A 13,222-nucleotide genomic window follows, 5' to 3' on the forward strand; every position below is an offset into this window, starting at 1 on the left:
GCATAGGGGTGGGCGGCCTTGTCGGGGGACCCCAGATATTTCTGCCAGCCGTCCGCCCACTTGCAGCCGCAGGTGCCGGCCTCGGCGGCGCGCAGCGAAGCGGTGGCAAGGCTGGGATCGAGCATGGGCGAGACGAGGATCTGGCCGGCAAGGGGTGGGGATTGCCGGTCACGGGCCATCATGGCGAGGCCGGCGGCGAGGTTGCCACCCGATTCCTCCCCCGCCACGTAGAGCGGGGCATTGCGGCCGGCGAACTCGGCGCGCCCCGTATAAAGGCTCGCCAGCGCCCCGAAGGCGGCGGTCAGGGCGAAGGGGAAGGGGTGCTCGCAGGCCAGCGGGTAGTCCAGCGATACCACCACGGCGCCAGCTTCCGCGAGCAAGGCGGCGACATAGGCGCCGTATTCCAGCGTGCCGCCGGTGAAAGCACCGCCATGCAGGTGTAAAACAAGGGGCGCGTTTCCCCTCGCGGGGCGGGCACCATACAGGCGGGCCGGCATCGGGCCGGTTTCCGTCTGAAGCTGGGTGTCTCGCCAGTGGGGCGCCATTGCGAAGGGTCCTCGATGCCGGCGGCAGCGCCGCCTTGTGCAGTGCGGGAACGATATTGATCCTGATATTGCCGATAAAGCCTGGAAATATGGTATCATTGTTCACGCTAATGAATAATGTGCCGATATTTCGAGGGCGGGAGGTTGGATCATGGACCAGCTTGCTGCGATGCGGGCCTTCGCGAGGGTGGTGGAGACCGGGAACTTCACCCGCGCCGCCGACCTCATGGACATGCCCAAGGCGACATTGACCAAGCACGTGCAATCGCTGGAGCAGCATTTGCGCACGCGCCTGCTCAACCGCACCACCCGGCGCGTCACCGTCACCCCGGACGGGGCCGCTTATTACGAGCGCGCGCTGCTGATCCTCAACGACCTCGACGAATTGGACGGCTCGCTCTCCACGGCGCAGGCCCTGCCGCAGGGGCGGCTGCGCATCGACCTGTCGCCGTCGCTTGCCACCCGCCTGCTGATCCCGGCGCTGCCCGACTTCCTCGCCCGTTACCCCGACATCGCGCTGGACGTGGGCTGCACCGACCGGCCTGTGGATCTGCTCGGCGAGAATGTGGATTGCGTGATCCGCGTGGGCGAGATCCAAGACCCCAATCTCGTCGCCCGCCGCATCGGCGAGCTGAGCTTCGAGGCGGTGGCGGCCCCAGCCTACATCGCCCGCCACGGGGTGCCGTCACACCCGCACGATTTCGAGGCCGGCCACGTGGTGGTCCGCTATTTCAGCGCGTTGACGGGGCGCTACCATCCATTCGAGTTCGTCCGGGGCTCCGAGGTGGTGGAGGTGACGGGCGACTACCGCATGGCCTGCAATGACGGCAACGCCTACATCGCCGCCGGCCTTGCCGGCCTCGGCGTGATCCAGGCGCCTGTGTTCCACGTGGACGAGCACATCGCTTCCGGGGCGCTGGTGCGCGTGCTCACCGACTGGACCGCCGGCACCATGCCCATCCATGTGGTCTACCCGCCGAGCCGCCACCTCTCCAACCGCCTGCGGGTGTTCGTGGATTGGGTGGCGGAGCTGTTCGCCCGCTCCGATCTTGCCCGCCGGGCCATGGCGGACCCGGTCCGGCCGAAGGCCGACGGGCGTGGCGCTCAATCGGCCGAATAGCGCTCCTCGGCCCAGGGGTCGCCGCGCATGTGGTAGCCCCGCGCCTCCCAGAATCCGGCCTTGTCGCGGGCGATGAACTCGATGCCCTTCAACCACTTGGCGCTCTTCCAGAAGTAGAGGTGCGGCACCACCAGACGCACCGGCCCGCCATGCTCGCGGGTGAGCGGCGCGCCCTCCCATGAATGGGCGATCACCGCGTCCTCGGCGGCGAAATCCTCCAGCAGCAGGTTGGTGGTGTAGCCATCGTAGGAATGCAGCATCACCGCCGCCGCGTGGGGCGCGGGCCTCACCCGCTCCAGCAGCTCGCGGGTGGAGACGCCCTCGAAGGCGTTGTCGTAGCGCGACCAGGTGGTGACGCAATGGATGTCGCTGACATTGCGCGTCTGCGGCAAAGCGCGGAAGGCATCCCAGTCCAGCGACAGGGCGGTCTCCACCGCGCCGGTCACGTCGAGGCGGAAGGCCTCCCGCGTCACCACCGGCGTCATGCCGAGGTCGAGCACGGGCCAGTCCTTCACCAGGTGCTGGCCGGCGGGCAGGCGCTCGGTCTCCGGGCGGGTGACGCGGCCGGTGAGGAAGCGTCCTTCCTGCGCCCAGCGCTGCTTGGTGGTGGTGAGCTTGGTGTCGGGCGGCAGAGCCGGCTCGGGGCCGGGGTTTTGACGCAGGTCTTCGCTCATGGGGGCAGCTCCAGGCGAAAGGGAGGACGAATGGCCGGTCATGATGCCACGGTATGGCGGCCCGGCAAAAGCCGGGGATGCTTGCCCTCGCGGGCCCGTTATGGGAGAGCGACCCGAGAGGGAGCGACGTGAGGCACGGACAGGCACGATGAGCGCGGCAGAAACACTTCCGATGGGTCAGGGCTTCGAGGATCTCGTGCCCGGCCTCGCCGCGCGCCTTCCCCACCTGCGCGGCACGCTCAAGGCGAATGCGCCGCTGGCCGAGTTCACCTGGTTCCGTGCCGGTGGCCCGGCCCAGCTTCTGTTCGTGCCGGCGGACGAGGACGATCTCGCCTATTTCCTCGCGGGGCTGCCGCCGGAGGTGCCGGTCACCGTCATCGGCCTCGGCTCCAACCTCATCGTGCGCGACGGCGGCGTGCCGGGTGTGGTGATCCGCCTCGCCCGCGGCTTCACCGACATCGCGGTGGAGGGCACCCGCATCATCGCCGGCGCCGGCGTGCCGGATGTGAAGGTGGCGCGCGCGGCGGCCGATGCGGGCCTTGCCGGCTTCTCCTTCCTGCGCGGCATTCCCGGCGCCGTGGGCGGCGCCCTGCGCATGAACGGCGGCGCCTACGGCGGCGAGACCAGGGACGTGCTGGCGCGCGCGGACGCCGTCACCCGCGCCGGCGAGAAGGTGAGCTTCTCCAATGCGGAGATGGGTTTCACCTATCGCCATTGCGGGGTGCCTCAGGACGTGATCTTCACCCGTGCGGTGTTCGAGGGACAGCCCGGCGATCCGGAGGTGATCGCCGCCGAGATGGCGAAGATCACCGAGAGCCGGGAGGCGACCCAGCCCATCAAGAGCCGCACCGGAGGCTCCACCTTCAAGAACCCGCCCGGCGCCAGCGCCTGGAGGCTGGTGGACGCCGCCGGCTGCCGCGGCCTCGTCATGGGCCGGGCGCAGGTATCCGAGCTGCACACCAACTTCCTCATCAATCTGGGCGGCGCCACCGCCGCCGAGATCGAGGGCCTGGGCGAGGAGGTGCGCCGCCGGGTCAAGGCGCATTGCGGCGTCGAGCTGGAATGGGAAATCAAGCGCATCGGCCTGCCTGTGGCGTCCTGAGTGGGCCATTAGCAAAGGCGCAAGGCAACGGCGCCATTTTGGGACGCCGGCCCCATGGCGCCGCAAGGCGCGTCCTTCCGGGCGCGGGCGATCAGATCGGGAAGAAGGTCATGGCGAAACACGTGGCGGTGCTCATGGGCGGCTGGTCCTCCGAGCGCGAAGTGTCCCTGCGCTCCGGCGCGGCCTGCGCCGCGGCGCTGGAGGCGGCGGGCTACCACGTCACCCGCGTCGATGTGGGCCGCGACGTGGCCGAGGTGCTGACGCGCCTCAAGCCCGACGTGGCGTTCAACGTGCTGCACGGCCAGCCAGGCGAGGACGGCACCATCCAGGGCATCCTTGAAATCCTGCGCATCCCCTATTCCCATTCCGGCGTGCTCGCCTCGGCCCTCGCCATGGACAAGGCGCAGGCGCGAATCATGCTCGCCGCCGCCGGGGTCCCGGTGGCCAAGGGTGGCCTTGTGCCGCGCGCCGAGGCGGCGAAGGCCCACATCATGGCGCCGCCCTACGTGCTGAAGCACAACACCGGGGGATCCAGCGTCGGTGTCTTCATCGTGCGCGAGGACCAGGTCCATCCGCCGCAGGAACTGACGCGGGTGGACTGGGCGTTCGGGGAATTTCTTCTGGCGGAGGAGTTTATTCCGGGCCTCGAGCTCACCTGCGCGGTGATGGGCGACAAGGTGCTGGGCGTGATCGAGATCGAGTCGACCCAGAAGTTTTACGATTACGAAAGCAAGTATGCACCGGGCGGGTCGCAGCACATTCTTCCGGCTCGGATTTTACCCGAAATTTACCAACGGGTGCAGATGTTAAGCCTCACGGCGCACCGAGCTCTCGGATGCCGGGGGGTGTCGCGAAGCGACTTTCGGTTCGACCCTTCGAGGGGGGATGGCTCCGGCCTGATCTGCCTCGAGGTGAACACCCAGCCCGGGATGACTGAGACGTCTCTGGTGCCAGAACTGGCCGCCCACGCGGGCATCTCATTCGGCGAGCTTGTGACATGGATGGTGGAGGACGCTTCGCTGGAGCGCTGAGACCCCGCCCGGAGGCGGGGAGACGACCGCCGCAGCGTCCCGCTCCCGTGCCGCCTCCGGGCCGGCACAAGCGCCTCGCCATTGATCCACGCCCCACGAGCCGCATGGCGCTCCTGCTGCGCCGCCTGACGGTGGGCCTCGCCGCCTCGCGCCTCGGCCGGCGCAGCGCGAGCCTTCTGACCATCGCCGTGGTGGGCGGCTTCTCCGCCTACGGCGTCATGCTCGGCGGCCATGTGGAGACGGCGAAGGGGATCGTGCTCGACGTGGCCGACGCGGCGGGCAACGTGGCCGGCTTCAAGGTCAAGGAAGTCAACATTTCCGGCCACAACCATGTGACTCCCGCGGAGATTCTGGACGTGGCGGGCGTCAAGTCCTCCACCTCCATCCTGTTCCTCAATGCCGACGAGATGCGCGCGCGCCTGGAGGCGCTGCCCTGGATCCAGTCGGCGAGCGTGCGCAAATTCTATCCCGACCGCATCGACATCGCGGTGGCCGAGCGGCAGGCCTTCGCCCTGTGGCAGATCAACGGCGAGTTGAAGGTGATCGCCCGCGACGGCATCCCCATCGCGCCCTATTCGGATGATCCGCGCTACGTGCAGCTGCCCATCGTGGTGGGCGAGGGCGCGCAGAAGAAGGTGGGCGAGGTGGTGGACGCCCTCGCCCGGCTGCCATCCCTGCGCGATCAGGTCCGCGCCGCCATCCGCGTCGCCGAGCGCCGGTGGACGCTGAAGATGCGCAACGGAATCGACGTTCGCCTGCCGGAAGAGGGCCTGGAGGAGGCACTGGTCGCGCTCATGGATCTCGACCGCGAGAAGAAACTGCTCAGCCGCGACATTTCCATCGTGGACCTGCGCCTGCCGGACCGCGTGGTGGTCCGGCTTTCGGATGCCGCCGCCGACGCCCGCGCGCAGATGCTGAAGGCGCGGGCCAAGGCCAAGAAGGGAGGCCCCGCATGAGGCACAGGCTCACCCAGGGCTTCGCGCCGAAGATGCGCCCGATGCCGCCGAAGAAAAGCGGCATCGTCGGCGTGCTCGACATCGGAACCAGCAAGGTGGTGTGCGCCATCGCAAGGCTGAAGCCGCGCGGCGCCTCCGACGTTCTCACCCGCCGCACCCACGCCATCGACGTGCTGGGCATCGGCCATACCCGCGCCCACGGCATCAAGGGTGGCGCCATCGTGGACATGGCGAAGGCCGAGCTTGCCATCCGCCAGGCGGTGGACATGGCCGAGCGCGCCTCGGGGGTGCAGATCGCCTCGGTGGTGGTGGGGGTCTCGGGCGGCCGCCTCGCCTCCCAGCATTACGAGGCCGCCGTGCGCCTCACCGCGCCGGCGGTGGAGGAATTCGACATCCGCCGCGTGCTGGAGGCCGCCTCCACCTACGGGGTGGGCGACGGGCGCGCCGTGATGCACGCGCTGCCGGTGGGCTATTCGCTGGACGGCCGGCGCGGCATCGGCGAGCCGTGCGGCATGCTCGGCCGCGAGCTCGGCGCCGACATGCATGTCATCACCGCCGACCTCACGGCGCTCAAGAACCTCGTCCTGTGCGTGGAGCGCTGCCATCTTTCCATCGAGGCCATGGTGGCGGCGCCCTATGCGGCGGCGCTCTCCTCGCTGACCGACGACGAGATGGAGCTGGGCGTCACCCTCATCGACATGGGGGCGGGCACCACCACCTTCTCCATCGTCGCCGGCGGCCACTGCCTCTACGTGGACGGCGTGGCGCTGGGCGGCCAGCACATCACCAACGATGTCGCCCGCGGCCTGCCCGCGCGCCTCGCCGACGCCGAGCGGATGAAGGCCCTGCACGGCGCCGTCGTGGCGGTCTCCTCCGATGACCACGACATGCTGACCGTGCCGCCTTTGTCGGGTGATTCGCGCGACCAGCCGCACATGGTGCCCAAGTCCCGCCTCGTCACCATCGTCCGCCCGCGGGCGGAGGAAATCGTCGAGCTGCTGCGTGATCGCCTCAAAGCTTCCGGCCATGCCGGCGATGCGGGGCGGCGGATCGTCCTCACCGGCGGCGCGGCGCAGCTGCAGGGGCTCGCCGACCTCGTGGCGCGCCTGATCGGGCCGCAGGTGCGTATCGGCCGCCCGCTGGGCGTCTCGCGGTTGCCGGAAGCGGCGCGCGGGGCCGCGTTCGCGGTGACGGCGGGGCTTCTCGTCTACCCGCAGGTGGCCGGCCTCGAGCATTTCGAGCCGCGCCGCCGGCAGGCGGCTGTGGGCGAGGGCGCCGGATATTTTGGCCGCGTGGGACGCTGGCTGAAGGACAGCTTTTAGACATGGTTAACGAAAGCTGCCGTAACAAAGTGGTTATTCAGGATTCGCGAGCGGCGGCCAGGGCCGATCGGGACGGAGCAAAATCATGACGATCAACCTTCAGATGCCTGACATTCGTGAGCTTCGTCCCCGGATCACGGTGTTCGGCGTGGGCGGCGCAGGTGGCAACGCAGTTAACAACATGATCTCCTCGGGGCTCCACGGCGTGGAGTTCGTGGTGGCGAACACCGACGCCCAGGCGCTGGCGCTCACCAAGTCCGAGCGGGTGGTGCAGATGGGCGTGGCGGTGACCGAGGGTCTCGGCGCCGGCTCCCAGCCCGAGGTCGGCCGCGCCGCCGCCGAGGAAGTCATCGACGAGATCCGCGACCACCTGTCCGGCTCGCACATGGTGTTCATCACCGCCGGCATGGGCGGCGGCACCGGCACCGGGGCCGCTCCCGTGGTGGCCCGCGCCGCCCGCGAGCTCGGCATCCTCACCGTGGGCGTGGTGACCAAGCCCTTCCACTTCGAGGGCGCCCGGCGCATGCGCGTCGCCGAGCACGGCATCAGCGAGCTGCAGAAGAGCGTCGACACCCTCATCGTCATCCCGAACCAGAACCTGTTCCGGGTGGCGAACGAGAAGACCACCTTCGCCGACGCCTTCGCCATGGCCGACCAGGTGCTCTATTCGGGCGTTGCCTGCATCACCGACCTGATGGTGAAGGAAGGCCTCATCAACCTCGACTTCGCCGACGTGCGCGCCGTGATGCGCGACATGGGCAAGGCCATGATGGGCACCGGCGAGGCCTCCGGCGACAAGCGCGCCATCCAGGCCGCCGAGGCTGCCATCGCCAACCCGCTGCTGGACGAGACCTCCATGCGCGGGGCCGGCGGCCTGCTCATCTCCATCACCGGCGGCAAGGACATGACGCTGTTCGAGGTGGACGAGGCGGCGACCCGCATCCGCGAGGAAGTGGACCCCGACGCGAACATCATCCTCGGCGCCACCTTCGACGAGATGCTCGACGGCATCATCCGTGTGTCCGTGGTGGCCACCGGCATCGACCCGGCGGTGATCCCCGAGCAGATCGCCCCCGGCGCCGACCGCTTCCCCGACCTCGCCGGCCGCAAGATCTCCAACGCCGGCCGTGCCGCCGTCGAGGCGACCCGCGAGGCGCAGATCCGCAGTGCGGTGGCGTCCATCTCCGCCGAGGACCTCATCGGCATGGAGGATGCGCAGGCCCAGGCGGCGCAGGCCACCCATGCCTATGCGCCGCAGTCCTTCGCGCCGGCCGCCCCGGCGCCCCAGGGCACGCATCCGGGCGCGCCGCAGCCGGCCGATCGCGGCGTCGCCATCGACGACGTGACCATCCGCACCGCCGCGCCCAAGACCGCCTACTTCGCCGAGCCGGAGCCGGCGGCCCCGCCCGCGCCGATGGTGGAGGACGAGTTCGCGCCCTACATCCCGCCGCAGGGCCAGCGCCCGCGCCAGACCCGCATGCCGCGGGTGGACGAGCTGCCGCTGCCCGCGCAGAACCAGATCCGCGCCCAGCGCGGCGAGCCGCCGGTGGAGCAGCCCCAGCCGGACAAGAAGCGCATGACCCTGCTGCAGCGCCTCGCCCATGTGGGCCGTCGCGACGAGCCGGAACCCGAGTCCCAGCGCCGCGACCAGCCGAGCATGCGCGCGCCCGAGCGCCGTCCGGCCGACCCGCGCACCGAGACCCGTGACGTGCGTCCGACCCTGCCCGGCCGCCCCGGCGAGCCGCCGGTGTCCGAGTTCGCCAAGCGTCCCCCGACCCGTCCGGCCGCCGAGGTGCCCTCCCGTCCGGGACCGCACCACGAGGACGACCAGCTGGAGATCCCGGCTTTCCTGCGTCGCCAGGCCAACTGACCGCCGCCGGGCGTCCGGAGGCTTCCCCCCAGCCTCCCCGCCCGGATGCAACCTGTGGCTTCAATCGTCCATCGGCACCGGTCGCAAGGCCGGTGCCGATGTCGTTTGGGCGGCGGACCGGCGGGCGCGTGATTCGCGCGCTCGCACCCCGCGACGGTATCGCGCAGCCTGTAACACAGGCTGCGGAGCATCTCGGGGTGGATCGGCTAATCATTTGACAGTTAATGGAAAATTTAAGCGGAAGCTTGGTAACAGTTGGTAGGCAAGCGTGATTTGGCGTCGCCTCGCCCGGCGACTAGGGTGCACCCATTCCATAGGTTCCACACGCCTCGCGTTGACAGTTTGTTCGTACAACCGGGGCGAAAGTGGGAACGCAAGGTGAAGGTTTGAAGGACGGTCTGCGGCAGCCATGAGGCGCCGGGGCCCTTCTTCCGATACGGGACGCATCGACATGCAGACGACACTGGCTCGCGAGATCACGCTGAAAGGTGCGGGTGTCCACGCGGCCGTCGATGCAACCCTCACTCTCAAGCCTGCCATCGCGAACACCGGTATCGTCTTCATTCGCTCGTTCGCCGACCAGCCGCCCCGCAAGGCCGTCGTGAGCCGCCAGTCGGTTCAGGCCACCGACCTTGCCACCGTGCTCGGCGACCGTTCCGGCGCCCTTGTCTCCACCGTCGAGCACCTCCTGGCCGCCTTCCACGGCCTCGCCGTGGACAATGCGGTGGTGGAGATCGACGGTCCGGAGGTTCCGATCCTCGACGGCAGCGCCGCCCAGTTCGTGGCCGCCATTGACGCCGCCGGCGTCACCGAGGTGCGCGGCCGCCGCAAGTATCTCAAGGTTCTCAAGCCGGTGCGCGTGGAGAACGGCGCCTCCTTCGGCGAGCTCCTGCCCTATGACGCGGGCTTCCGCCTCGAGGTGGAGATCGAGTTTGCTCACGACGCCATCGGCCGCCAGCGCTTCGCTGCCACCATGTCGCCCGCCGTGTTCCGCCGCGAGCTGGCCGGGGCCCGCACCTTCGGTTTCCTGAAGGATGTGGAGCGCCTGCGCGCCGCCGGCTATGCCCGTGGCGCGGCTCTGGAAAACACCGTTTGCCTCGACGACGGCGGGGTGATGAACGAAGGCGGCCTGCGTTTCGCGGACGAGTTCGTGCGCCACAAGGCGCTCGACGCGGTGGGCGATCTCGCCCTCTCCGGACTGCCGCTGCTGGCCCGCTACCGCTCCTTCCGCGGCGGCCACAAGCTGAACTATCAGGTGGTGGACGCCCTCTTCGCCGACCGCTCCGCCTATGCGGTGGTGGAGGCCCCGGCCCGTCCCGTGCGCGACACGGTGGGCGCCGACATGGGTGTCTCGGCCCCGGTGCCGGTGTTCGCCCCGGAAGTCTGACCGGCGCATCCTCCGGCTTTTCGACGGCGCCCCGTGGGGCGCCGTTTGCGTTTCCGGCGAGCCATTTCCCGCCGTCGGCGCCCGCGCTTGCGGTTTTTTAACCTCACTCCCGCTTATCTCGGGCGACCATGCCAGCATTGTCCGGGGTTCCCGCAAGGTGAGTCGGCGTTGCGGGAACGTCACAGTGACGCGCCGGCCGACCGCGGCGCATGGCCGTGCCGCCGCGTCGCCACATTGCCGACGGAAAGCCCCGATAGCGCGGAGACGGCGTTTTTTTCATCGACCCTGCGGGCGGGGGTGATCGGGATGGACGCCGCGGGGACGAGGCCTGCGATGTGTGCGAATGCGCGCGGGGCTGTGGCGGGTGCGCGTTCGCGGGGTCGGCATCCCAGCCGGCCACCGGGGGCGGGTGCCGGGCGATGAATGCGAGGGTCAGGGTCGGGTGGCGCGCCTGTCGCGCCATTTCCCGGCCGGCGATCCTCCTTTACAAGCGGCGCCTTGGGCGCGGGACGGAAGCTGAGCCGTGATGCGATTCTTTTACGAGGTCCTGAAGGTGCGCGCCGTCGTCCGCGGCGGAGCCCTGGCGCTTGCCCTGGTGACGGGCCTGCTTGTCACCGGCTGCGCCAGCGACAAGGACGATGTGCTGCCCCCCGACGAGCCGGCGGAGAAGATCTACAATGAGGGCCTGACCCTGCTGCGCCGGCAGGAGCCCGAGAAGGCGGCCAAGCGCTTCGAGGATGTGGACAAGACCCATCCTTATTCGGAGTGGGCGCGCAAATCGCTGCTCATGACCACCTATTCCTATTTCGAGGCGGGCAAGTACGACGAGGCCATCGCCTCCGGCCGGCGCTACGTGTCGCTTTATCCCGGCTCGCAGGATGCGGCCTATGCGCAGTACCTGGTCGCTTCGGCCCTGTACGAGAACATCCCCGATATCACCCGCGACCAGCGCAAGACGCGGCAGGCGCTCGACGCGCTCGAAGACGTGGTACGTAAGTATCCGAATACGGAATACGCAGCCACGGCCAAGAGAAAGATCGAGGTTGCCCGCGATCAGCTCGCCGGCAAGGAGATGATGATCGGACGCTATTATCTGGAGCAGCGCAACTACACCGGCGCCATCAACCGCTTCAAGGTGGTGGTGACACAGTACCAGACCACGCGCCAGGTGGAGGAGGCGCTGTACCGCCTGACGGAAGCCTACATGGCGCTCGGCGTGGTGAGCGAGGCGCAGACCGCCGCCGCCGTACTTGCCTATAACTTCCCCGACAGTTCGTGGTACAAGGACGCCTACAAGCTGGTTCAGGCCGGAGGGGTCGAACCGCAGGAAAACAAGGCGTCCTGGATCAGCCAGGCGTTCAAGAAGATGGGGCTTGGCTGATCACCCATGCTGGCAGCGCTCTCGATCCGGGACATCGTCCTCATCGAGAAGCTCGATCTCACCCTCTCGGAGGGCCTCACGGTCCTCACGGGTGAGACGGGTGCTGGCAAGTCGATCCTGCTCGATGCCGTGTCCCTCGCCCTCGGCGGGCGCGGCGACGGAGCGCTGGTGCGACACGGCCTGCCCAAAGGGCAGGTGACGCTGACTTTCGACCTGTCCCCCGACCATCCCGCCCACGCCATCCTCGCCGCCGCCGAGCTGCCGGATGAAGGCCCGCTGGTGGTTCGCCGCATCCAGATGGCGGACGGGCGCACGCGGGCGAGCGTGAACGAGGAATCGGTGAGCGTGCAGACGCTCCGCCTCATCGGCGCGAGCCTCATCGAGCTGCACGGACAGCATGACGACCGCGCATTGATCGATCCCGCGAGCCATCGTGCCCTGCTGGACGCCTTCGGCGGCCTTGGGGCCGGCAGCGCCGCCCTCGGCGCCTTGTGGCGCGCGTGGCGCGCGGCCGTCACCGAAGCCGGCGCGGAACGCGAACGGCTGGAGATCGCCGCGCGCGAGGCGGATTTCACCCGCCATGCGGTGGAGGAACTCAAGGCGCTGGCCCCCGGTGTCGGGGAGGAGGCCGCCCTCTCCGAGCGCCGCACGGCCATGATGCGCGCGGAGAAGATCGCCGCCGATCTGGACGAGGCGCTGGACGCGGTTTCGGGCGGAAGCTCGCCGATTCCCTCCCTCGCCGCCGCCGTCCGCCGGCTGGAGCGCCGGGCCGGCGAGGCGCAGGATCTGGTGCGTCCCGCCGTGGAAGCCATAGATCAGGCTCTGGATGCGCTGGAAACCGCCCGCGCACATCTGGAGGCGGCGCTGGCCGACGCCGCCTTCGAGCCGGCGGAACTGGAGCGTATCGAGGAGCGGTTGTTCGCCCTGCGCGCCGCCGCGCGCAAATACGGCGCCGCCGCGGACGACCTGCCCGCCGTCGCCGCCCGCTTTTCAGCAGAACTCGAGCGTCTCGACCAGAGCGCGGCCACCCTGGCGCGGCTGGAAAAGGCCGTGGCGGCCGCCGAATCCGCCTATCATGCCGCCGCGGCGACGCTCTCCCAGCAGCGTCATGCCATTGCCGGTGTTCTCGACGCCGCGGTGGCGTCGGAGCTGCCGCCCTTGAAGCTGGAGCGCGCCGCCTTCATCACCAGGGTCACGAGCGATCCGGCCGCGGCCGGACCGGACGGCTATGACCTGGTGGAGTTCTGGGTCCGCACCAATCCCGGCACCCGGCCGGGGCCGCTCATGAAAGTCGCGTCCGGAGGCGAGCTGTCGCGCTTCCTGCTGGCGCTGAAGGTGGTTCTCGCGGATCGCGGCTCCGCGCCCACACTCATCTTCGACGAGATCGACACCGGGGTGGGCGGGGCCGTGGCCGATGCCATCGGCCAGCGGCTGGGGCGGCTCGCGCAGAAGGTGCAGGTGCTCTGCGTCACCCATGCGCCACAGGTGGCGGCGCGGGCGCGGCACCATCTCCTCATCGCCAAGGCGACGGCCGATGGCGCGCCGGGACAGGATGGACTCAGCGAGGATGCCCCGGTGACCACGCGCGTGGCGCCGCTCAATGCCTCGACGCGGCGCGAGGAGATCGCGCGCATGCTGGCCGGCGCGACCGTGACCGCGGAGGCCCGCGCTGCCGCCGATCGCCTGCTCAAGGCCGCGCTCTAGACTCAAGAAAGAGAACGCGTTGTCCGGCCGTGTCTCAGTTTGAAAAGAACCGCCAGGGAGCCCTGCTCTCCACCCCGCGCCGGCCAACTCCCTCTCCCGCTTGCGGGGGAGGTGTGGGGAGGGGGTACGG

Annotated in this window: 11 protein-coding genes; 9 read left to right on the plus strand and 2 right to left on the minus strand. The window is 69.4% G+C overall.

The window, feature by feature from the left end; all coding sequences use genetic code 11:
• On the minus strand, positions 1–497 hold a 497-nt coding region (locus K9U40_RS18965), incomplete at its 3' end, for an alpha/beta hydrolase fold domain-containing protein (protein WP_282891700.1).
• Between the two features lie 199 nt (positions 498–696).
• Here K9U40_RS18965 and K9U40_RS18970 point away from each other — a divergent pair.
• Positions 697–1,665 carry a LysR family transcriptional regulator gene (locus K9U40_RS18970; protein ID WP_282891701.1) on the plus strand — a complete coding sequence of 323 codons (969 nt, stop codon included), beginning with the start codon at positions 697–699 and terminating at the stop codon, positions 1,663–1,665.
• On the opposite strand, the gene K9U40_RS18975 is transcribed toward K9U40_RS18970, so the two are convergent.
• Positions 1,650–2,339, minus strand: coding sequence for a sulfite oxidase-like oxidoreductase (locus K9U40_RS18975; protein ID WP_282891702.1), 690 nt, complete (start codon positions 2,337–2,339; stop codon positions 1,650–1,652). The two genes, K9U40_RS18970 and K9U40_RS18975, sit on opposite strands and share 16 nt — an antisense overlap.
• A gap of 148 nt (positions 2,340–2,487) precedes the next feature.
• Here K9U40_RS18975 and murB point away from each other — a divergent pair, with 148 nt between their 5' ends.
• The 8 genes from murB to recN all read left to right on the plus strand — a co-directional run bounded on the left by murB (position 2,488) and on the right by recN (position 13,092).
• Positions 2,488–3,441 (plus strand): UDP-N-acetylmuramate dehydrogenase, encoded by a 954-nt coding sequence (gene murB / locus K9U40_RS18980; protein ID WP_282891703.1) that lies wholly within the window; start codon positions 2,488–2,490, stop codon positions 3,439–3,441.
• A gap of 110 nt (positions 3,442–3,551) precedes the next feature.
• Complete coding sequence (locus tag K9U40_RS18985) at positions 3,552–4,472, plus strand: D-alanine--D-alanine ligase (protein ID WP_282891704.1); 921 nt, start codon at positions 3,552–3,554, stop codon at positions 4,470–4,472.
• Between the two features lie 104 nt (positions 4,473–4,576).
• Positions 4,577–5,428 (plus strand): cell division protein FtsQ/DivIB, encoded by an 852-nt coding sequence (locus tag K9U40_RS18990; protein WP_282891705.1) that lies wholly within the window; start codon positions 4,577–4,579, stop codon positions 5,426–5,428.
• The gene (ftsA, locus tag K9U40_RS18995; protein WP_282891706.1) at positions 5,425–6,750 is read left to right on the plus strand and encodes a cell division protein FtsA; all 1,326 of its coding nucleotides are present in this window, start codon (positions 5,425–5,427) and stop codon (positions 6,748–6,750) included. The genes K9U40_RS18990 and ftsA overlap by 4 nt, the downstream gene beginning before the upstream one ends.
• A gap of 85 nt (positions 6,751–6,835) precedes the next feature.
• Positions 6,836–8,620: a cell division protein FtsZ gene (gene ftsZ / locus K9U40_RS19000; RefSeq protein WP_282891707.1), complete on the plus strand. Its 1,785-nt coding sequence runs from the start codon at positions 6,836–6,838 to the stop codon at positions 8,618–8,620.
• Positions 8,621–9,071: 451 nt separating this feature from the next.
• Positions 9,072–10,007 carry a UDP-3-O-acyl-N-acetylglucosamine deacetylase gene (lpxC, locus tag K9U40_RS19005; RefSeq protein WP_282891708.1) on the plus strand — a complete coding sequence of 312 codons (936 nt, stop codon included), beginning with the start codon at positions 9,072–9,074 and terminating at the stop codon, positions 10,005–10,007.
• A 526-nt stretch (positions 10,008–10,533) separates the two neighbouring features.
• Positions 10,534–11,388: an outer membrane protein assembly factor BamD gene (locus K9U40_RS19010; RefSeq protein WP_282891710.1), complete on the plus strand. Its 855-nt coding sequence runs from the start codon at positions 10,534–10,536 to the stop codon at positions 11,386–11,388.
• A 6-nt stretch (positions 11,389–11,394) separates the two neighbouring features.
• Complete coding sequence (recN, locus tag K9U40_RS19015; RefSeq protein ID WP_282891709.1) at positions 11,395–13,092, plus strand: DNA repair protein RecN; 1,698 nt, start codon at positions 11,395–11,397, stop codon at positions 13,090–13,092.
• The last annotated feature ends 130 nt before the right edge of the window (positions 13,093–13,222 follow it).

The organism is Xanthobacter autotrophicus (genome assembly GCF_030015065.1).
GTDB classification, from domain to species: Bacteria; Pseudomonadota; Alphaproteobacteria; order Rhizobiales; family Xanthobacteraceae; genus Xanthobacter; species Xanthobacter autotrophicus_D.